Here is a 19,311-nt window from a genome sequence, read left to right on the forward strand (position 1 = left end):
CTCTCCTAGCGGCGACCCGCGATGACGCCGACGAGTACGCCGACGAGTGCGACGGCCACGGCGCCCACGGCCACGCCGAACGCGGTCGGGTAGTCCTCGCGGTACTGGTCGACGCGGCGGCCCACCTTGCGAGCCTCGCGCACGACGACGGGCTCGTCGCGTGTGTCGTCGACGGCGTCTCCGACGACGTTCTCGCCGTCGCGCACCGCGTCGCGGCCGGCATCAATCAGGTCGTTCGCATCCTTCTTCAGCTTCTCGGTCATCCTGGTTCTCCTTGTCGTATCGGGTGATCGGGCGGTGCGCGCGTCGCTAGGCGGCGATCGCCGAGCGCACCTTCTTCGTGGCGCGGTCCGTCTGCTTCGCGACGTTCTTGCGCGCGCTCTCGGCCTGCTTGCCGAGGGTTTTGCGCGCCTTGGCGGTCTGCTTCTGCAGCGCCTTCTTGGCGGCGCGCGCATCCTTCGCCCGCTGCTTGCGGAACTTCGCGCGGCGCTTCTTCGCCTGCGGATCCCTCCAGAGACGCTCGACCTGATGGCGCAACGTCTCGGGATGTTCGGCGAGCGTCGGGCGGTTCGCGCGCGTTCCCAACACGTACGCGGCGACCGCGGTACCACCGACGACGAGGACGTTCCTGTTCATGCTTCTCCTTCCCGCGCGCCGGTGATCGGGCCGATCGCGCGTCTTCTAGTCAGACGCATTACGCCCGCGCTTCGTCACCAAAATCAGGGGACGCCCAGGAAGGAGCCAGGGGCGGCTCAGGAGCGGGTGACCGCCCCAGAGCTGTCGGCGCGCAGGCGCTGGCTGCCCCGCATCACCCCGTCAACCCGCACGGCACCGGCGACGTCGAGGGGTCGCACGGTCAGAGCCCCGTCCTGTGCCGGCTCCATGCCGAGAACGGCCTGGAGCACGGCGACGGCGGACGCGGCCGACCAGGCCTGGGGGCGACAGGCGGCCGGGTACGGAACGGGGGAGGCTACCTGATCGAGACCGTCGCCGGAATGTAGTTCGGGCATCCGGTAGGCGAAGCCTTCGGCGGCGCGCAGTAGGCCCGAGATGAGCTCCGCCGCCTCGGCGGCATGGCCGTCGCGGGCCAGCCCGAGTACGGCGATTGCGGTGTCGTGGGTCCAGACCGCGCCGCCGTGGTAGCTGAGCGGCCAGTAGCCGCCCGAGTCGGTCGCCATCGTGCGCAGGCCGTAGCCCGAACTCATGGCGGGGTCGGCGAGCCGGCGGGCGATCAGCGCCGACTGGTCCTCGTCGAGCAGACCCGTTCCGAGGAGGTGGCCGATGTTCGACGTGACCGTGTCGACGGGGCGCTTGTGAGCATCCAGCGCGATCGCCGGGTAGGGGCCGAGGTCGCCCGTGAGGGCGGGGTCGGTTATCCAGAACGTGTCGTGGAAGAGCCGCTTCAGTTCGGTGGCCCAGGCGCGCCAGGTGTCGCCGCCGTCGCGTCCGAACGCGTCGAGCAGCTCGGCGCCGTGCATCGCGGCCTCGTATGCGTAGGCCTGCACCTCGCACAGCGCGATGGGGCCGTCGGCGAGGGTGCCGTCGCGCCACTGCACGCTGTCACCCGAGTCTTTCCAGCCCTGGTTCGCGAGGCCGTGGCCCGAGCGGTCGACATATTCGAGCAGCCCGTCGCCGTCGGCGTCGCCGTGGTCGCGCATCCACTCGAGGGCGCGCTCGAGCGATGGAATCAGCGCGCGCACCTCGTCGTCGGGCATGCCCCAGCGCCAGGCGTCGTGCAGCAGGCAGATCCACAGCGCGGTCGCGTCGACCGTGCCGTAGTAGAGCGGCGGCAGCGAGGTGTCAGAGTCGACGACGAGGGTCTGGCGGCGCAACTCGTGCATGATCTTGCCCGGCTCTTCGGCCGTGTCGTCAACCTGCTCGCTGCCCTGAAGGCCGGCCAGCACCCGCAGCGTGTCGGCGGCGAGCCCGGTGCCGAGAGGCAGCAGGAACCGGGCGGCCCACAGCGAGTCGCGACCGAACAGGGTGAAGAACCAGGGCGCGCCCGCGGCCAAGAACTGCTGATCGGGATGCGCGGTCGTCGCCATGCGCAGCGCGTCGAGGTCGGTGAGCGACTGCGCGACCCAGCGGGCGAGCCGCGCGTCGCCCGCGGCGATGTCGGGGGTCGACCAGGGCGCCGGACCGTCGGCCCCGCGCACGGCCGCGATTCGGTCGACGGCGTCGAGCCGCCAGGACAGCGTGGTCTCGCCGTGAGCCGGCACGGTCACCTCGGCCGTCAGGGTAATGTCGCCGCCCTCGGCGCTGAGCGTGAAGTCAGCCGCCGTCAGTGTGACGTCCACGCTCTCGCCCGACCAGGTGGCCGCGCCCTCGTCGACGGTCGGCGTGGTGGACCCGTGTTCCGGGCGGCCCTGCTTGATCGACTCCATGAGGCTCGCGTCGACCGTGAGCGCGACGCGGAGCGTCGTCGCGATCTCGTGCGGTTGCCGCGACGTGAGTCGCAGCGTCTCGGTCACGCCGCTCGCGTCGACTGCGCGCGTGAGCGTGAGCCGCACGCCGGGGTCGGGCGTCGGGTCGTCGAGGTCGCGCAGCAGAAACTGGATGCTCGCCTCGCTCGCACTCGGAGTCCCTGTCGCGATGTGCTCGGGCACCAGACCCCCCACGGTGAGCTCGAGGCCGCGCACGATGCGCACGTCGGCGAGGTACACACCATGGATCGGGGCGGCGCCCATGGCGCCGGAGGGGGCGGACCAGACCTGCATGGGCGCGCGCAGGACGGTCAGGGCGTCGTGCAGCAGCGGTTGGCGGGGTGGGGTCACGGTGGGTGTGCTCCTCGGATCGTGGGGCCGGTGTGCGAGCCGGTGCGGGGCCGAGGGCTTGACACCGGCGTCTGGTGTGGGACACACTACCGAATAATTAGAACGATCAAAATGATCGATCACATTCAGGTTCTCATCACGAACACCCGATCGCTGATCCGATCCGAGCACTGGGCCAAAGGGGGCGCACGTGGGACGCATGCCGACCGTCGATGACGTCGCGCAGGCCGCGGGCGTCTCGCGCCAGACCGTCTCGAACGTGCTCAACAGCCCGGCGATCGTGCGTGAAACCACGCGCGAGCGTGTCGAGCGGGCGATCGCCGACCTCGGGTACCGTCCGCACGCTTCGGCGCGCCGTCTGCGCACCCGACGCTCCTCGACGATCGGCATTCGGCTCGACCCGCTGCGCGACGGCATTTCGGGTGCCGTGCTCGACCGCTTCGTCCACAAGCTCGCCGAGCAGGCCGACGCGCGAGACCTGCGAGTCATGATCTTCACGGCCGACGGCCCCGATGACGAGCTCGCTCACATTCGTCGCCTGCACGACGGCTCCGACGTCGACGCCTTCGTGCTCATCGGCACCGTGCACGGCGACGTTCGACAGCAGTGGCTCATCGAACACCGCGTCCCGTTCGTCTCCTTCGGGCGCCCATGGGGCGGCGACCTCGCCGACCCGCGACACCGGTGGGTCGACGTGGACGGGCGCGCGGGCGTTCGGGATGCGGTGAACCGGCTGCGAGCATCCGGAGCGGAGCGCGTTGCGTGGATCGGCTGGCCGAGCCCCTCGGGCACCGGAGACGAGCGACGCGCCGGCTGGGCCGAAGCGTGCGGGCTCGACGGGGCGACCCAGGCGGCGCTCTCGCGCTCGACGGAGGACGGCGTCGAGCAGGGCGCGGCACTCGCCCGCGAGCTGTTGAGCGGCGCGACCGCGCCCGACGCCATCGTCTGCGCGAGCGACTCGCTTGCCCTCGGCGCGCTCATGGCGGCGACGGCCGCGGGCCGTCCCGACCTGCCCATCGTGGGCTTCGACAACACCCCGGTCGCCAGCGCGGTCGGCCTCTCGAGCGTCGATCAGCCGCTCGACGAAGTCGTGGCCGCGGCCCTCGAGCTGCTCTTCGGCGAGAGTGGCGGAGACGTGCGACCGAATCCAGACAGCAACGAGGAGCCGACGAATCGGCTCCTCGTGCCTCGACTCGTCGAACGCAGGTCTAGCCACCTTGCGCTCGGCGGAACCACCGGCGCCTAAGGGCTCCGGCAATCACTCATCGAAAGGAATCACTGTGAAGGCATCACAATGGACCGCCCTCGGGTTGACCGGGGCGCTCGCCGTCACTCTAGCCGCGTGCGCGCCGAACGGCGAGGGCAACGGCGGTGAGAACGGCGGCAACGGCGCGAGCGGCGGCGACTCGCTGAGCGTGCTCATCGCGTCGTCGGGCCCCGCCGAGGCGGGCTACTACCAGGAGGCCGCTGCGCGATTCACGGAGGCGACCGGCACCGAGGTCGAGATCGTCGTCGCGAACGACCTCATCCAGCAGCTGGGCCAGGGCTTCGCCGGCAACAACCCGCCGGACCTCTTCTACTTGCCCTGGGACCAGTTCGAGACGTACGCCAGCCAGGGCTTCCTCGAGCCGTACGCGGGCGACCTTGCCAACGCGGGCGACTTCCTGCCCGCGCTCGTCGAACAGTTCAGCTACAACGACGAGTTCTACTGCGCGCCGAAGGACTTCTCGACCCTCGGACTGCAGATCAACACGGAGGCCTGGGAGGCAGCGGGGTTAACCGACGCGGACGTGCCCACAACGTGGGATGAACTTGCCACGGTCGCTGAGGCGCTGACCGACGGCGACCAGGTTGGTCTGTCGATGGGACGCGAATACGCGCGGGTCGGCGTGTTCATGAACCAGGCCGGCGGCCAGCTGGTCGACGGCGACACCGTCACCGCCGACACCGCCGAGAACGCGGCCGGACTCGAATACCTGCAGGGCCTCATCGCTGACGGCTCGCTCGTGTTCCCGCCCGACCTCGAGGCCGGCTGGGGTGGCGAGGCGTTCGGTCTCGGCCGCGCCGCGATGGTCGTCGAGGGCCCGTGGATCAACGGGGCCATGGCGAACGACTTCCCCGACCGCGAGTTCATCTCGGTCGAACTGCCGGCAGGCCCCGGTGGCCCGTCGACGTACTCGTTCGCGACCTGCTGGGGTATGCCGATCGACAGCGACACCCGCGACTCGGCCACGGCCTTCGTCGAGTTCGTGACGACGCCCGAGGAGCAGCTGCTCGCCGCTGAGGCGTTCGGCGTCATCCCGTCGACCACGGCCGGTGCCGACACCTACGCAAGCCAGTTCCCCGAGAACGCGGCCTTCGTCGCCGGTGTCGACTACGCCGTCAGCCCCGTCGCCTTCGCGGGAGCGGCCGCCGCGGTGAGCGAGTTCAACACCGAGCTCGAGAACATCGCGAACGCCAACCCGTCGGCACTGTTGGCCGGTCTGCAGACCAACCTGCAGTCGGCTCTGGACAGCGCCCGAGGCTGATGTCCACCACCCGCGCCCGCGCGCGCCCTCGTCGCGGCGGAGGAATCCGCCGCGGCGAGGCCCGCGCGGGCTACCTCTTCGTCACCCCCGCGGTGGTCATCGCCGCGGTGTTCCTGCTGATCCCGATCGCGCTCGCGTTCTGGGTGAGCCTGAGCGACTGGAACGGTTTCCAGTCGCCCCTGAACCCGCGCGTGAACTTCGTCGGAGCCGACAACTACGCAGCCATCACCGCCGAGGAGGGCCTCGCCCAGCGCAACTTCGGCCGCGCCGTGCGCAACAACCTCTACTACGTGCTGCTCGTCGTGCCGCTGCAGACCGCGCTGTCACTCTTCCTCGCCGTGCAGGTCAACCGTGCGGTGCTGCGTGGCCGCGGGTTCTTCCGCACCGCCTTCTACTTCCCGTCGGTCACCAGCTCGGTCGCGATCGTCATCGTCTTCCAGTTCCTGTTCCTCGGCACCGGCGCCGTGAACCAGGTGCTGCGCGCCATCGGGGTGCAAGGTCCGAACTGGCTGAACGACTCCCGCGGCGTGCTGCACATCGTCTACGGCGCGTTCGGCGCTGACGCGGCGCCCTCCGCGCTCGCCGACGGTGGGATGCTCGGAATCAGCTGGTGGGAATGGCTCGCCGGCCCGTCGGTCGCCATGACCGTGCTCATCATCCTGGCGATCTTCACCACCTCCGGCACCTTCATGCTCTTGTTCCTCGCAGCGTTGCAGAACATCGGCTCAGAGATCGACGAGGCCGCCCTGATGGACGGTGCGAAGCCTCTGCGCAAGTTCTTCTCCATCACCCTGCCGATGCTGCGACCGACCCTGTTCACCGTGCTCACGCTCGGGTTGATCGGGTCATGGCAGGTCTTCGACCAGATCTACGTGCTGGGGGGTGGGGCGAGCATCCTGACGCCCGCGTACCTGTCGTACGAGACGTCGTTCAACGAATTCCGGTGGGGACAGGGAGCGGCGATCGCGTTCATCCTGTTCGTCTTCATCATCGTGCTGACGCTCTTGCAGCGCTGGATCCTGCGTGAGCGATCGCCGAAGAAGCGAGGCTTCGCGCAGCGGGCCGCCGCACGCAACCTCACCGAAGGAGGAGTCCGATGAGCGCCCCCGCGCCCGAGGTGCCGAATGCGCCGAAAGAGCAGCGCACGATGTCGGCGAAGCCGCTGAAGCGCCGCAAGCGCATCGGGGCGAAGGCCCGCAGCAGCATTTTGCTCGGCTACCTGATCCTGATCGGCCTGGCGCTGATCTACATCTACCCGTTCCTGATTTCGATCTCGGGCTCGCTGAAGACTGATGCGGAGGCGACGCAGGATGCGCTCGGCCTGATTCCGCAGACCATCACTTTCGCGGCCTACGAACGCCTGTTCACGCGCGAGCCCTTCGCGCTGTGGGCGGGCAACTCGATGCTGGTCGCCGTGTGCGTGACGATCGGGCGCGTGCTGTTCGACTCGATGGCGGGGTACGCGCTGTCGCGACTGCGGTTCCGCGGGCGCACGATCATCTTTGCTGCATTCATCGCCGTTCTGTCGGTGCCGGGTGTCGTGCTGCTGATCCCGCGCTTCCTGATCCTCAGCGAGCTGGGGCTCTACGACACGTACGGCGGCATGATTATCCCGCTGCTGTCGACGGCTGCGGGGGTGTTCATCATGAAGCAGTTCTTCGACTCGATCCCGGAGTCGATCGAGGAGGCGGCGAAGATCGACGGGGCGGGAACGTTCCGGCGTTTCTGGTCGGTCGTCTTGCCCATGGCAACGCCCGCGCTCGTGACCATCTTCATCCTGAGCTTCCAGGGCTCGTGGAATGAGCTTGGTCACTTCATCGTGGCGCGGCAGAGCCCCGAGCTGAACACGCTGACCGTCGGTGTCGCTCAGCTCGTGTCGGGACAGTTGGGTGCGGGCAACCAGTTCCCGCTGCAGTTGGCCGCGGCCGTGCTGATGAGCATTCCCGTCGTGGTGCTGTTCTTCATCTTCCAGCGCCGCATCATGAACACCACAGCCGGGGCGGAAAAAGGCTAACGCGCGCTCAGCTCGGCGACGCTCAGCAGTCGAATGAGGCCCGTGTCCTCCGCGAGGGCGCGGGCCTCATCGGCGTCGGCGCACGCGATCGCGAGCGTGCTGCCCTGAAAGGTCATCGCGCAGTCATACACGCTGAGTTGACCGGATCCCGGGTGATCAGGTGGCGACTGCGGTGTGTACGCGATGGTTGCTGTGCCGTCCGCGTCGATTCGGGCGAGCGCACGGGCGAACGCCAGCGCGACCCACAATTCACCGCGGCTTCCGACTGCGATGCCATCGGGTCCGCTTCCGGCCGGAAGGTCCCAGCGAGGAGTGCACGCGCCGGTGGGGCTGACCACAGTGAGGCGATCAGCAAACGTCTCGGCGACCACGAGATCGCCCGAGAGGCGATCGCAGCCGTTCGGAAACACGAGGCGCGAGGCGGTGGCAGCAATCGACCCCGTGGCGCTCACGCGGTACAGCGGTGATGCGTGCGGCGCGTCCACATCAGGATCGAAGCCGTAGCCCCCCACCCACGCTGTGCCGTCGGCGTCGACATGCATGTCGTTCAACGGATGCGCGGTCATCGTTGAGAGGTCAGCGTGCGTCGATACGCGCCCGTTCCGCACGGCGAGGAGGCGGCGCTCGAGGCAGTCCACGACCAGCAGCGCGCCGTCGGGCAGCCAGCCGAGTCCGCCCGGCATGCCCGGTCCACCGCGGGTCTCATCGAGGATGACCTCGGGGGCTTCCCCGGGAACCCACCGCACCACGCGAGCGCGGAACATGTCGCTGAACCACAGCGCGCCGTCGCGCCAGCGCAACGCTTCGGGGAAACCAAGACCGGCGAGCTGAACCGTGTCACCTGTGTCGATCGTTCGCATTAGAAAGTGCTCGTGAGTCCGCCATCGACCGTGACAACCTGGCCGGTCAGATAACCGTTCTCGCGGCCGCTCAGCCACGCGACCACCTCAGCGACCTCGCTGGCGTGCGCAGCACGGCCAAGGGGCAACAGCCCTCCGTCGCCGTAGCGCTCGCGAAATGATGTGGTGTCGGTTTCGTCCACGCCGTCGGCGGTCAGGCTCATGGGTGTCCGGACAAAACCCGGTGCCACAGAATTCGCAAGAATGCCGCTGCGCGCGCCGTCGAGAGCGACAGAGCGAGTCGCCGCGTCAAGACCGGCCTTGCCGACGTCGTATGCGATGCAGTCGCGCTGGGCGAAGCGCCCATGCACGCTAGAAATAGTGACGATGCGCCCAAAGCCGTTCTCCCGCATAACGGGGAGTGCCTGAGCCATGAGATCCATCGGAGCCTCGAGGTTCACCGCCCAGATGGACCGCCAGGCATCGAGATCAGCGTCGTCGAGGGGGGTGGGCCGGAAGATCCCGGCAACGCAGATCACCGTGTCGATTCCGCCGAGCTTCTCGCTCGCCCGGCCGACGAGGCCGGCCCGGGCTGCCGGGTCGGCGAGGTCGACTACGAGGGTGTCGGCGTCCACGGGCGTGCGGTCGACGCCGACCACGCGATCACCTCGGGCGCGCAATCGCGCGACGACGGCGGCGCCGATTCCGCTCGCTGATCCGGTCACCAGGGAGCGCAGGGGTGCGTCAGTCATGGTCGTCCTTCCGCAGGAGTGCACAGCAGGCGGGTTGTCGTCGAGAGGGTCTGACCGGGGCCAAGGTCGATGCCGCCTCCGCCCCCGATTCCCGCACCGTGGGGGGTTGTCGTCGGCTCAATCCCGAGTGCCATCACCTCACCGTTCCACGGTGGATCCACAGAGGCGCCCAACTCGGCCCACAGCAGCGCGTGATCGAGTCCGCTCCAGGTGATGGTCGCCGTGAGCTCGGGCGAGTGCGCGCTCACCGAGCACACCTGAGGATCGACCAGCGCGGAGACGACGGCGGGGGTATCGCGGGTTAGGTGCTGCCAGGTCTCGTCACGGTGCGGCGTGGCGGTGGTGGGCAGTCCCGCGTAGTCGAGCGCGCTGAAGGTCGCCGGGGGAAGCGTCAGGCTCACTCCCTCTCCCGACTCGAGCGCTGAGGTCACGAACGCGCTGCCCAGAATGAGGTGTTCGGCCAGTTGAACGGGACGGGACGCTGCGCCACCGTTCGTGACGGTGGTTGTCGCTTCCACCGCGCACCCGTCGATCAGTTCCCACGAGCGGTCGATCACGATCGCGCTGTCGGCGGAGTGCCAGGCGAGGCGCACGCGCGTCGGGCCCAGCTCCGTCACCTGCCAGGGGGTGAGCGACGCCTCTCCGTGAAACCACGGAGCCGCTGCGGATGGCTGGCCGGTCGAGGGCGCGCACAACTGCCAGCCGCCGCGCCACCGCGAGACCCACTCGTCCTCGCTTGTCGCCGCGCGCCCGATGTCGCGAGGGCTCTCGGCCCAGGGGGTGCGCGCCAGTAGCGATACGCCGCGCCAGGTGAGGCTCGAGAGCACCGCGCCTTCGGCGGGAAGAACAACGCCGATCAGGTCGTCGGACCGGAGCGTCAGCCGGGGTGAGTCCATCATGCGGCTCGCTGGTTGGGAGCCATCATCATTCCTCGCGCAGCCCGCCCAGCGCCTTGATGAGGGAGTTCTTGCCGTCGAGCACCACTCGGAGCATCGCCTCCGCGGCGTCCTCGCCATTGCCTCGATCGATCGCCTGGTACACGGCAGCGTGGGTCTCGGCGTCTTGGACGAGCTCCTCATCGTCTTGGGTCGCGGCCTGCTGAACCGTAAACGTGAGCTTCATGAAGTCGGCCACCACGTTGCCGAACTGGCGCAAGAGCGCGTTATGACTCGCGGCGTACACCGCGAGGTGGAACTCCACATCCGCGGCTGCGTACCCGTCACGCGAGTGGGCGTTCTCCGCCATCGCGTCGATGGCTGCCGACATGCGGCGGTGGTCGTCCATTGTCGCGCGACCGGCCGCGAGCCGCGCGGCGGCCGGCTCCATGATCTGACGGACCTCGACGAGGTCACGCATCACCACGTCGCCGGTACCCTCCTCGTGGTGCCAACGCAGGATGTCGGTGTCGAACACGTTCCACTGGTCTCGCGGGCGAACTCGAGTGCCCACCTTCTGGCGAATGTCGACGAGACCCTTCGCGGCGAGCACCCGCATGGCTTCGCGAACGGACGTGCGGCTAACGCCAAACTGTTCGACCAGATCGGCCTCTTTGGGCAGGGCGTCGCCCGGGGCAACCGCGCCGCTCACGATGTCGCGCCCGACCTGATCGATCACCACTGCTTGACGGCCACGCATGGTGTATCCACTCGTCGACGATGCATCAAACGATCCGCTGGTCATGGGGGCTCCTGCCTGCGTGCCTCTAGACGGTCTCCCTCACCCTAGGCCGTGGTTCGGGGCTGGCGAAGGTGAGGGCACCGTCGATGCGAATCTCGACGTCGCGCAAGTACGGCTCCAGCGCAGCGAGATCGACGTCGATGCCGAGGCCCGGGGCATCGGGAACGTGAATGAGTCCGTCGTCATCGAGGGTGATCGTCTGGTGAGACAGGTCGAGCGCGAGTTGCTTCGGTTCGACCGGGTACTCGCAGATCCGATGGTCTGCCAGGCCGGCGAAAGCCTGCATCGAGGCAGAGAGCGCGAGGTGCGACGTGAACGTGTGGTTGACGTAGGTGACCCCGCGCGCGACGGCGTGGTCGGCCACGACCTTCGATGGCCCGATGCCGCCGATCCGTGCCGAGTCGACCTGAATGAAGCGGACCCCGCCGTAATCGATGAGGTTCATCGCCATGTGCGCCGTGTGCGCCCCCTCGCCGCCGGCGATCCCGACCGGCCCCGCCAATTCGGCCAACCGGGCGTGGGCGACGTACGCGTGGGGAAGGAAGGGTTCCTCCAGCCAGGTGGCGCGGGCGGACCGAAGTGCGTCAAGACGGGCCGCAGCGGCAGACACGTCGTCGCCCCAGATCTGACCGGCGTCGATCAGTAGCTCGGCGTCATCGCCCAGCCCTTCTCGGGCCGCCGCAACGTGGTCGGCGTCATCGTCGGCGGCCCCGGTTCCGTACGCTCCCCAGCCGAATTTCACGGCACGGAAGCCGCGTTCTCGCGCCGCTCTCGCGCGCTCCAACGTGTCGGCGGGCGTGTCGCCCATCAGCATCGATGCGTACGGCAGCTTCGCGTGGGTGCGGTCGTAACCGAGCAGGCGCCAGATGGGTTCCTCGAGGCTGCGACCAAGAGCATCCCACAGCGCGATCTCTATTCCTGACCACGTGTGAGCCGCTTGCAGCAGGTCCATGCTGTTGCGTTCGACCAACCGCGCGATGCGCGTGATGTCAGCCGGAGAGGTTACGCGCTGTCCGAGCACGCTGGCGGCGACCGGCTGACAGACGCCGTGCGAGCGCGGCGTGATGAATGCGGCGATCGAGGTCAGCGGGGATGCTTCGCACTCGCCCCAGCCCACGGTTCCGTCGCTGCCCACAACCCGAACGAGGAGGGCGTCTTGGCTTCCGTCCGCCTCCAGGGTGACCTCGGGCATTGCCGCGTAGAAGAAGTCGACGGAATCGATCTGCATGGAGCCCGCCCTCTTTTCTCGCTGGTGGTGGCGTATGGGACGCGGCGCGGCGCCATCGCCCGGAGCATTACCTTACATCATACATTTGTTGTCACTCGTTCGACAATGACGGTAACGATTTCGGCACATTGCTTGCCGATGTGCGTCCAAGGTATGATGTAATGACGTTGCGGGCGGTGAAGCGCCGCCCGGGATCGGGACGATGATGTCGCAGTTGAGACGTAGCGCCACGGCACGGTTGCCGCTGGCTGTGCTCCTGCGCCACACCGATCGCGCGCCGCATCTGCGCGCCTCAGCGGCCGGCCTCCCCGCGGAGGTCGGATCTCCGGCTGGACGACCCGCCCGGCCGTGTATGCCGACAGGAAGGACACAGCAATGACTATGCGTGCAGCAGGAGCACTGACGCTCGCCGCCGGTCTCGTCATCGGTCTCGGAGCGTGCGCGCCCGCCGGCGACGCCGGACCGTCGACCGAAGAGCGAGAGCTCGTCATCTGGGACACCGGAATTCTGGGCAAGCTGCTGGAAAACGGAGAGCCCGACCTCGAAAACTCGTTCCTCGACCAGATGGCGGTTGCCTTCGAAGAGGCGAACGAGGGTGTCACCGTCACGGTGGTTCAACAGGGCGGCGACATCACTGCGAACAGCGCCCAGTTCCAGGCGGCATCGATCGCCGGTGACGGCCCCGACATCCGCATCCAGTACGCGGGTGGTCCGACCCTCAGTTTCGCCGAGTTCTTCACCGACCTTGAGCCGCTCTTGACGCCGGAAATCATCGACTCGATGGCTGGCTTCAACGTGAACCGAGAAGGGTTCTCGGCAGATGGCCGCATCTTGGGCATGCCGTACGGCGCGGGCAACCTCTTCACGGTCTTCCAGAATCACGCGGTGCTCGAGGAGGCGGGGCTGGACCCGGCCGACACCCCGGATACCTGGGAGGAACTTCTCGCCAACGGCCAGCAGGTCGTCGACCAGACCGACAAGAACGGTTTCTGGGTCGCGAACCTCGAGGGATACGTGGGCGCGTGGATGATCTCGGCCCTCGTCGGTGGTGAACTCGGCGAAACCGTCTTCACGCAGATGTACGCCGGCGAGATCCCCGTCGATGACCCCGCCATGGTCGAGGCATACGAGGCTTTCGCCGCCTGGGGTGCCAGTGGCCTGACGAACCCTGACGCCGGTCAGGTATCCAACGGTGACTCCACCGCCGGCTTCGTGAGCGGCAACAGCGCCTACTACCTCGTCGGCAGCTGGGAGAACAACAACATGCTCGATGCCTTCGGCGAGGAGGGCGTGAGCTCGTTCTTCATCCCGGTGTTGGACGGCGCCGCCCACCCCAACATCGGTGCTGGCGGGCCGGAGATCGCCATCTCGGTTACCGAGTACAGCGAGAACAAAGAACTCGCGGGTGAGTTCTTGCGCTTCCTCGCCGACCCGGCCAACCAGGACATCTTCGTCAAGCTCAACCAGACCCAGGGTTCGAACCACCGTGATGGCGACCCGGCGATGATCGAGAACCCCCTGTTGCGCGAGCAGTTCGAGCAGCTGGCTGAGGCAACCGACGGCGTGACCTTCGCCTTCGACAGTGTCATGCCGCAGGCGACGATCGACCTGTTCTACCGTGTCAACGCCGGGGTGTTCCTCGGAACGATTACGCCGCAAGACGCGGTGGCGCAGCTGAAGGCCTCATACGAGTCGGAGATCGCAAACCAGTGAGTTCCTTCTCGGTCGCGTCGTCCGCGGGAGCTGCGTCGGCAGCACCCGCGGGCGACGCGCCCTCGGCATCTCGCACTCCCGGGGCGTTTCGACGCCGAGATCGCCTCATCGGCCTATTGGCGGTGCTTCCCGCCCTGATCGTCGTGGTCGGCTTCATGGCGTTCCCGGTCGCCTTCGCCGTCTTCATCTCGTTTACGCGCACCAACGGGCTGCGTTTCGAGTGGATCTGGTTCGACAACTACACGCGGATGCTCGCGGACCCGATCGTGCACCAGGTCTTCCTCAACAACCTGAAGTTCCTCATCTCGGTTCCGCTCGTCATCTTCGCCGCCCTGGTGACGTCCGTGCTGCTGTTCGAACGCGTGCGGGGCTGGAAGTTCTTCCGCGTCATCTTCTTCTTGCCGAACGTGCTGTCGGTCGCGGTCATCGGCATCATGTTCCGCAATGCATTCGGCTACTACGGGGGCGTCAACCAGGCTCTCGGGCTTTTCGGCATTGAGCCGATTCAGTTCTTCACCAATGGCACCACAGCCATCGCCATCATCATTCTCGCCCTGGTCTGGTCGGGCTTCGGGTATCAGGCGCTGCTTTTGCTGGCCGGCCTCACCTCGATCCCGCCGTCCGTCTACGAAGCCGCGGCCCTCGACGGGGCCGGCTGGTGGAAGCGGCTGTGGTTCATCACCTTGCCCAACATTCGCCGAGTGCTGGGATTCGTGTTCATCATCAACGTCCTGTACACCTTCAGCTCGCTCTTCGGCTTCGTCTTCGTCATGACGGCCGGCGGCCCGGGCTTCGAGACGACGACGATCGACTACCTCGTGTACCTGCGGGCATTCTCGAGCACGAACCTCGGGTCCGGGGCGGCGCTCGCCGTGGTGCTGTTCTTGTTCATCGGTGTCCTGACACTGATCCAGAACCGCGTCTTCCGGCTGGGGCAGGAGGACTGATGAGCGACGTCATGAGCAGCCGATTGTCAGGCCGACGCAGCCAGTGGCCGATCTTCATTGGCCTGATCGTCTTGGCCGCGACGATCATCTACCCGCTGTACTTCGTCATCATCACCTCGATGCGGCCCAACGCTGACTACTTGCAGGATCCGTTCGGTCTGCCCGGCGTCTGGACCTTCGACAACTACGCGACGCTCGTGAACGTGTACGGCGTCGGACAGGCCTTCGTCAACAGCCTCTACGTCAGCATCATTGCCGTCGTGCTGCAGCTCACTCTCGCGACGATCGCGGGGTACGGGCTCGCGAAGTTTCCCGTGCCCGGCACCAAGTTCATCACCGCGACGTTCGTGTCGGTCATGCTGATCCCCGGTCCCGTGCTGATCATCCCGATCTACCTCATGCTGTCGCGGCTCGGCCTCGTCGGCAGCCACTGGGGACTCATCCTGGTTTACGTCGCGACGGGCCTGCCGTTCGCAACGTTCTTCCTGACATTGACCTTCCGAGCGATCCCCGACGAAGTGCTGGAGGCGGCACGCATCGATGGCGCCGGCTTCTTCCGCACCATGTGGTCGATTGTGCGTCCGATGGGGGCGAGCGGAATCGCCACCCTTGCGGTGCTGCAGTTCTTGGGTGTGTGGAATGAGCTGATCTTTGCGGTCATCCTCATTCGCGACGAGTCGATGAGGCTGCTGACACCCTCACTGGCCAACATCGGCGAGCGCTTCGTGACCGATCAACCGCTCGTCTCGGCCGGGCTGTTCGTCACGGCTTCGGTGCCCCTGATTCTGTTGGCCTTCGCGTCGAAGTACATCATGCAGGGCCTGCAGGTCGGGGTGAGTCGCTGAGGTCGAACCACCCGCGCGGGTGAAAGGTCGCGTCGAGTGCGGGTCCGCGCCGACGCGGGGCGGCCCACATCACGCCGTTGGCAAGCACGCGCTGCACCGCCGGGTGGTGGTACACGGGGTACTCCTGATCGCCGGGCGAGAAGTAAAACACGCGTCCGTGGCCACGGAACCACGTGGCTCCCGAGCGGAAGACTTCACCGCCCGAGAACGACGAGATGAAGATGAGCTCGTCGGGTACGGGGATGTCGAAGAACTCGCCGTACATCTCTTGGTGGTCGATGATGATGGGGTCCGGTACGCCCGCGGCAATCGGGTGGTCGGGAGCCACTGTCCAGACGACCTCTCGATCGCCATCGTTGCGCCACCGAAGCGAGCACGTTGTGCCCATGAGGCGGGTGAAGATTTTCGAGTAGTGGCCGGAATGCAACACAATGATGCCCATTCCGCCCAACACGGCTCGGTGGATGCGCTCGACCACATCGTCGTGCACCTCGGGGTGCGCCTCATGTCCCCACCACAACAAGACATCGGTGGTGTCAATGACCGCGTCACTCAAGCCGTGTTCGGGTTCGTCCAGTGTGGCCGTGCGTACCGTCACCGCGCTTCCGAGACAGCTGCGGAGCCCGTCGGCGATCGCGCCATGCATTCCGGTGGGATACAACCGCGCGGTGAGTGAGTCCGGGTAGTTCTCATGGCGGTTCTCGTTCCACACGGTCACGCGCAGGGGTGCACTCATCAGGCCTCCAGTCGAATCTCGCGGCCTTCGACCGCTGAGCGATAGCACGCATCCAGAACTTCAGTTCGGTGGAGCGCGAACTGACCTCGGCGCTGATCCCACTCACCGGAACGCACGTGCTCGATGAATTCGGCGATGACGAGGGGATGCTCACCGCCGGGCACGTGGACGTCCGGCGCGATCGCGACGGGCCGGCCGGCGAGCTCGCGGTAGATCGTGAGTGTCCCGTCGCTCGCGTACCGAGGAACGAAGAGGCGGAGGCCTCCGTCGACCCCGAGTAGTTCGATGGTGATGTCTTCATCGTCGACGGCGTGTGACGCCCACGTGATCTCAAGGGTCGCACTCGACCCGTCGTCGAAACGCAGCAGAGCGCTGGCCAGATCCTCGACGTCAAACGTGCCCGAGTCGCTGGCCATCTGCTCGGTGCGGTCCATCGCGCCGTATCCGGCTCGCCCGAGCTCTCCATGCGTCACGGCGCTCACGGCGACGACGAGTCGCTCGCCGAGCAGATACAGCATGGAGTCGAGGATGTGCGGGCCGAGGTCAATCAGGGCTCCGCCGCCCGCCATGCGCTTGCTGGTAAACCATGAGCGAAGGCCCGGGATGCCCGCCCGCCGCTTCCACGACGCGCGCGTGTGGTAGACCCGTCCGATGCCCACCTCGTCGAGATAGGCCTTTGCGTACTGAACGTCAGCTCGACGCCGGTGATTGAAGGCCACGTCGAGGACGCGGTCGTGCGTGATGGCGGCATCAACCATCGCGCGTGCTTCTTCGGTGTTGATGGCGAGGGGCTTCTCGCAGAAGACATGCTTGCCCGCGGCGAGCGCTGCCATCGCGATGGGATGGTGCAACGCGTTGGGTGCGGCAATGCTCACGATGTCAATGTCGCTGCGCTCGACGAGGTCGCTCCAGTCGTCCAGGAGGGTCGTGATGCCGTATTGCGATCCGAGTTGGTGGCGGCGCTCCACCTCTTTGCCGGCGAGGGCGGTAACCCGAACGCCGGGAAGGGACTGGAATGCCTCGACGTGCACCGATCCCATTCCGAGGCCGACCACCCCCACGCGCAGGACTGATTCCGGCGATGCGGAGAGATCGGTGGCGGCAACGGTGACGGTCACGGTGTCCTCACAGAGGGTGAGCGGGGCGGGTCCCCTTTAGGTATGATGTAAAGACTACAGGCAGGGGAACCGCATGAGTGACGCAACGCTGCGCGCCCGTTCCGATGAGGGCGGTCAGCTTGAGCTGTCATTCGATGGCGAAACCCTGAGCCTCTGCGCTCCGATGCACATCGAGGTCGACCGACGCCCTGTCACGCGGTTTCGTCATGTGACGAGTACCGAGACGACCGACAACGGCGCAACGCTGGCCGGCGAGCTCGATACGGCTCCCGAGACGACCGTGTTTGCGCAGTGGAGCGCGCGTCGCATCGCGAACAACTCCGTGTGGGAGTGGAGTCTCGCTCTCCGCAATGACGGTGCTCGGCCCGTCACGATCAGCCGCATGGACCCCCTCGTGCTCCGGGTCGGCTCGGCCTGGCGAACCCACGGGTTCCGGAGTGCCTGGGGTGACGAGTTTCGGTCGTTCAGCGGGCATGCTGGCCACGACACGGTGCTGGAGAGCCGTTCGGGGCGGAGCTCGCACGGCGCCGCTCCCTGGCTGGGATTCGACCGCGGGGGAGAGACGGGCCCGGGGCGGGCAGAGTCGAGGGCAGCGCTCAGCATCGCGCCCGCCTACAGCGGCAACTGGCACATTCACGCGCTCGCGGGCGGAGCGGTGTCCGCGGGCATTTCGCCTTGGCAGTTCTGGCTCGAGCTAGCGCCCGGTGAGCAGGTTGAGGCCCCGAGCGTGGTGCTCACGGTCGCCCAGTCCCTCGACGACGCGGCCGTCGCCCTTCAGCGAGCGATCGCTGAGGAGTGGCTGCCCCGTACGAGCGCCACCGACGCGCTGCCGGTCGAGTGGAACCACTGGTGGCCGTACGAAGACCACGACGTAACGGAGGAGATCATCGCGGCTAATGCGCGTTCCGCGGCTGATCTCGGGTTCGCTGTCGCCACCGTTGATGCCGGGTGGTTCGGCGCTCCTGACGCGCACAGCGTGTGGAGCGAGCAACGCGGAGACTGGACTCGCGTCAATACCGCGCGATTCCCGTCCGGACTTGCGGCGCTCGGAGACACGATCCGCCGAGCGGGGCTCGATGCCGGGATATGGATCGAAGCCGAAGCAGTTGGTGCCCGATCTCACCTCCGGCGCGAGAAGCCCGAGGCGATGGCCCACGCTGTCGACGGGCGTCGACACGATCCGTCGTACCGCCTCATGACGGAATCGCTTGACCCTGACGACCCGACGTTTCTGGGATACGTGTGTCTGGGATCCGAGGCCGGCCGCACCCACGTTCGTGAGTCGATCAGCACGCTGATCACCACGACCGGCGCGCGCTGGATCAAGCTCGACTTCAACATCGACCCTGACGCGGGATGCACGCGCACCGATCACGGGCACGGTTCCGGCGACGGTCTGTTCCGGCATTACGAAGGGTTGTACGCGGTGCTCGACGACGTGCGTCACCGTCATCCCGAGGTGCTGCTGGAATCATGCTCATCCGGAGGTCTTCGCATCGATCTTGGGCTCGCTCGGCACGTGCACACCTTCTTTCTCAGCGACCCCGACTACACCGAACATCACCTTCAGGTGCTGTGGGGCGCGCGCAACCTTCTTCCCCCCCTTGGGATCCTGCACTGGTCATGGTCGCAATGGCGCGGCGACTATCCCCCCGCGCAGCGCGACTGGCAGTCGCTCAATCCGCACGATTTCGACACCATGCTGCGCGCCGCCATGCTGCACCGCTTCGGCGTGAGCCTCCGGCTTCCAGAGCTATCGACGCCGCTGCGCGAGCGGTTGCGGTGGCACGTCGCGCTGTTCCGCACGACTATCGCGCCGCTCGTTCGTGATGGGGTCTTGCGGCCCCTGACGCCGAGTCCGGAGCGGGGTGGCTGGGGCGAACGAATGCCGGCGATGCAGGTGACCGCGCCGAGCGGCGAGGCGGTTGTTGCCGTCTTCGATCTGGATGGCGCCCGCCCGCGCACCCATGTCTATCCGGTGATCGCCGACCCCGACGTGACGATCCTCGTCACGGACCTCGCCGCCGGGCGGACCAGACGCGCCGCGGCGTCAACGCTCCTCGCCGAGGGCATCGCGCTCGACGGCGACCCTGGCGTCACCTCGTGGCTGTTCCACCTGACACCTGCGCCCTGACCCCAC

Annotated in this window: 18 protein-coding genes; 8 read left to right on the forward strand and 10 right to left on the reverse strand. The window is 67.2% G+C overall.

All coding sequences use genetic code 11. The annotated features are described in order from the left end of the window. Window positions 1–5: 5 nt before the first annotated feature. From CPY97_RS01500 to CPY97_RS01510, 3 genes are all read right to left on the reverse strand, one after another. A complete protein-coding gene (locus tag CPY97_RS01500) occupies window positions 6–263 on the reverse strand; it encodes a hypothetical protein (RefSeq protein ID WP_096420213.1) in 258 nt (85 codons plus the stop codon). Window positions 264–309: 46 nt separating this feature from the next. Further along, entirely contained in the window at window positions 310–636 is a 327-nt protein-coding gene (locus tag CPY97_RS01505) for a hypothetical protein (protein WP_096420215.1), read from the reverse strand. Window positions 637–752: 116 nt separating this feature from the next. After that, complete coding sequence (locus tag CPY97_RS01510; RefSeq protein WP_231923994.1) at window positions 753–2,774, reverse strand: glycogen debranching N-terminal domain-containing protein; 2,022 nt, start codon at window positions 2,772–2,774, stop codon at window positions 753–755. Window positions 2,775–2,964: 190 nt separating this feature from the next. Between CPY97_RS01510 and CPY97_RS01515 the strand changes: the two genes are divergently transcribed. The 4 genes from CPY97_RS01515 to CPY97_RS01530 are packed head-to-tail and all read left to right on the forward strand — an operon-like array spanning window position 2,965 to window position 7,316. Next, on the forward strand, window positions 2,965–4,020 hold the full coding sequence (locus CPY97_RS01515; RefSeq protein ID WP_096420219.1) for a LacI family DNA-binding transcriptional regulator: 1,056 nt from the start codon (window positions 2,965–2,967) through the stop codon (window positions 4,018–4,020). Between the two features lie 34 nt (window positions 4,021–4,054). Then, a complete protein-coding gene (locus tag CPY97_RS01520; RefSeq protein ID WP_231923995.1) occupies window positions 4,055–5,302 on the forward strand; it encodes a sugar ABC transporter substrate-binding protein in 1,248 nt (415 codons plus the stop codon). Next, a complete protein-coding gene (locus CPY97_RS01525; protein ID WP_096420221.1) occupies window positions 5,302–6,402 on the forward strand; it encodes a carbohydrate ABC transporter permease in 1,101 nt (366 codons plus the stop codon). The genes CPY97_RS01520 and CPY97_RS01525 overlap by 1 nt, the downstream gene beginning before the upstream one ends. Next, complete coding sequence (locus tag CPY97_RS01530; protein ID WP_231923996.1) at window positions 6,399–7,316, forward strand: carbohydrate ABC transporter permease; 918 nt, start codon at window positions 6,399–6,401, stop codon at window positions 7,314–7,316. Before CPY97_RS01525 ends, CPY97_RS01530 begins: the two co-directional genes overlap by 4 nt. Here the strand turns inward: CPY97_RS01530 and CPY97_RS01535 are convergent. From CPY97_RS01535 to CPY97_RS01555, 5 genes are read right to left on the reverse strand one after another with little or no spacing between them, the layout of a single operon-like run. Then, complete coding sequence (locus CPY97_RS01535) at window positions 7,313–8,176, reverse strand: SMP-30/gluconolactonase/LRE family protein (RefSeq protein WP_096420223.1); 864 nt, start codon at window positions 8,174–8,176, stop codon at window positions 7,313–7,315. The two genes, CPY97_RS01530 and CPY97_RS01535, sit on opposite strands and share 4 nt — an antisense overlap. Continuing rightward, complete coding sequence (locus CPY97_RS01540; protein WP_096420225.1) at window positions 8,176–8,907, reverse strand: SDR family NAD(P)-dependent oxidoreductase; 732 nt, start codon at window positions 8,905–8,907, stop codon at window positions 8,176–8,178. Before CPY97_RS01540 ends, CPY97_RS01535 begins: the two co-directional genes overlap by 1 nt. Continuing rightward, window positions 8,904–9,806, reverse strand: coding sequence for a hypothetical protein (locus CPY97_RS01545; protein WP_150129158.1), 903 nt, complete (start codon window positions 9,804–9,806; stop codon window positions 8,904–8,906). Before CPY97_RS01545 ends, CPY97_RS01540 begins: the two co-directional genes overlap by 4 nt. 25 nt (window positions 9,807–9,831) lie before the next feature. Next, on the reverse strand, window positions 9,832–10,587 hold the full coding sequence (locus CPY97_RS01550) for a FadR/GntR family transcriptional regulator (RefSeq protein ID WP_096420229.1): 756 nt from the start codon (window positions 10,585–10,587) through the stop codon (window positions 9,832–9,834). 22 nt (window positions 10,588–10,609) lie between these two features. Beyond that, the gene (locus CPY97_RS01555; RefSeq protein WP_096420231.1) at window positions 10,610–11,812 is read right to left on the reverse strand and encodes a mandelate racemase/muconate lactonizing enzyme family protein; all 1,203 of its coding nucleotides are present in this window, start codon (window positions 11,810–11,812) and stop codon (window positions 10,610–10,612) included. 375 nt (window positions 11,813–12,187) lie between these two features. Between CPY97_RS01555 and CPY97_RS01560 the strand changes: the two genes are divergently transcribed. The 3 genes from CPY97_RS01560 (at window position 12,188) to CPY97_RS01570 (ending at window position 15,317) form a co-directional block, all read left to right on the forward strand. Further along, the gene (locus CPY97_RS01560; protein ID WP_096420233.1) at window positions 12,188–13,525 is read left to right on the forward strand and encodes an ABC transporter substrate-binding protein; all 1,338 of its coding nucleotides are present in this window, start codon (window positions 12,188–12,190) and stop codon (window positions 13,523–13,525) included. A 122-nt stretch (window positions 13,526–13,647) separates the two neighbouring features. Next, window positions 13,648–14,472, forward strand: a complete 825-nt coding sequence (locus tag CPY97_RS01565) for a carbohydrate ABC transporter permease (RefSeq protein ID WP_096420236.1) — start codon at window positions 13,648–13,650, stop codon at window positions 14,470–14,472. Window positions 14,473–14,483: 11 nt separating this feature from the next. Beyond that, window positions 14,484–15,317 carry a carbohydrate ABC transporter permease gene (locus CPY97_RS01570; protein ID WP_161494035.1) on the forward strand — a complete coding sequence of 278 codons (834 nt, stop codon included), beginning with the start codon at window positions 14,484–14,486 and terminating at the stop codon, window positions 15,315–15,317. Here the strand turns inward: CPY97_RS01570 and CPY97_RS01575 are convergent. Further along, window positions 15,283–16,053, reverse strand: coding sequence for a ThuA domain-containing protein (locus tag CPY97_RS01575; protein WP_096420240.1), 771 nt, complete (start codon window positions 16,051–16,053; stop codon window positions 15,283–15,285). The genes CPY97_RS01570 and CPY97_RS01575 overlap by 35 nt on opposite strands. Continuing rightward, a complete protein-coding gene (locus CPY97_RS01580; RefSeq protein ID WP_231923997.1) occupies window positions 16,053–17,171 on the reverse strand; it encodes a Gfo/Idh/MocA family protein in 1,119 nt (372 codons plus the stop codon). Before CPY97_RS01580 ends, CPY97_RS01575 begins: the two co-directional genes overlap by 1 nt. Window positions 17,172–17,244: 73 nt before the next feature. Here CPY97_RS01580 and CPY97_RS01585 point away from each other — a divergent pair, with 73 nt between their 5' ends. Beyond that, a complete protein-coding gene (locus tag CPY97_RS01585) occupies window positions 17,245–19,305 on the forward strand; it encodes an alpha-galactosidase (protein WP_096420242.1) in 2,061 nt (686 codons plus the stop codon). Window positions 19,306–19,311 lie beyond the last annotated feature (6 nt).

The sequence above is a fragment of the Microcella alkaliphila genome, assembly GCF_002355395.1.
Taxonomy (GTDB): Bacteria; Actinomycetota; Actinomycetes; order Actinomycetales; family Microbacteriaceae; genus Microcella; species Microcella alkaliphila_A.

Excerpts from the sequence above, each read along its gene's own strand:
- CPY97_RS01500 (WP_096420213.1), bottom strand. The coding sequence starts at position 263 with ATGACCGAGAAGCTGAAGAAGGATGCGAACGACCTGATTGATGCCGGC.
- CPY97_RS01505 (WP_096420215.1), bottom strand. The coding sequence starts at position 636 with ATGAACAGGAACGTCCTCGTCGTCGGTGGTACCGCGGTCGCCGCGTAC.
- CPY97_RS01525 (WP_096420221.1), top strand. The coding sequence starts at position 5,302 with ATGTCCACCACCCGCGCCCGCGCGCGCCCTCGTCGCGGCGGAGGAATC.
- CPY97_RS01530 (WP_231923996.1), top strand. The coding sequence starts at position 6,399 with ATGAGCGCCCCCGCGCCCGAGGTGCCGAATGCGCCGAAAGAGCAGCGC.
- CPY97_RS01535 (WP_096420223.1), bottom strand. The coding sequence starts at position 8,176 with ATGCGAACGATCGACACAGGTGACACGGTTCAGCTCGCCGGTCTTGGT.
- CPY97_RS01540 (WP_096420225.1), bottom strand. The coding sequence starts at position 8,907 with ATGACTGACGCACCCCTGCGCTCCCTGGTGACCGGATCAGCGAGCGGA.
- CPY97_RS01545 (WP_150129158.1), bottom strand. The coding sequence starts at position 9,806 with ATGATGGACTCACCCCGGCTGACGCTCCGGTCCGACGACCTGATCGGC.
- CPY97_RS01550 (WP_096420229.1), bottom strand. The coding sequence starts at position 10,587 with ATGACCAGCGGATCGTTTGATGCATCGTCGACGAGTGGATACACCATG.
- CPY97_RS01555 (WP_096420231.1), bottom strand. The coding sequence starts at position 11,812 with ATGCAGATCGATTCCGTCGACTTCTTCTACGCGGCAATGCCCGAGGTC.
- CPY97_RS01560 (WP_096420233.1), top strand. The coding sequence starts at position 12,188 with ATGACTATGCGTGCAGCAGGAGCACTGACGCTCGCCGCCGGTCTCGTC.
- CPY97_RS01570 (WP_161494035.1), top strand. The coding sequence starts at position 14,484 with ATGAGCAGCCGATTGTCAGGCCGACGCAGCCAGTGGCCGATCTTCATT.
- CPY97_RS01575 (WP_096420240.1), bottom strand. The coding sequence starts at position 16,053 with ATGAGTGCACCCCTGCGCGTGACCGTGTGGAACGAGAACCGCCATGAG.
- CPY97_RS01585 (WP_096420242.1), top strand. The coding sequence starts at position 17,245 with ATGAGTGACGCAACGCTGCGCGCCCGTTCCGATGAGGGCGGTCAGCTT.